This is a genomic window from Psychrobacter sp. TB20-MNA-CIBAN-0197 (assembly GCF_040309765.1).
GTDB lineage: Bacteria > Pseudomonadota > Gammaproteobacteria > Pseudomonadales > Moraxellaceae > Psychrobacter > Psychrobacter submarinus.
This window is the reverse complement of record NZ_JBEOPC010000784.1, coordinates 1-263: the sequence shown is the minus strand read 5'-3', so window position 1 is coordinate 263 and position 263 is coordinate 1. Positions and strand designations below refer to the sequence as shown.

At 44.5% G+C, this 263-nt stretch carries 1 pseudogene; it reads right to left on the bottom strand.

Annotated features, from left to right (window positions below):
* Positions 1-263: pseudogene (locus tag AAEY83_RS15975) on the bottom strand (uroporphyrinogen-III synthase); the annotation flags it as partial.

Genomic DNA, 263 nt, shown 5'->3' with positions numbered 1-263 from the left:
ATACGACATAAGCGAAGTCTGATAATTTAAGCGCCGCGTTATCGGTCTTGCTTTGATTTGCAATTGCTTCTAAATTCTTCTCGTCTAAAACCTTAACTACCGCGGCTTCAACAATACTGGCCCAATGCTCAAAGGCCGTGCCACTACTGATCACGACGATTGGCTTTACTCTATCTACAGTGGCATTAGCTTGCAAAGCATTTTGTGCATAAAAATCCTGCAACCATTGCTCATACTGGCTCTGCGCATCCTCTGGCATGATG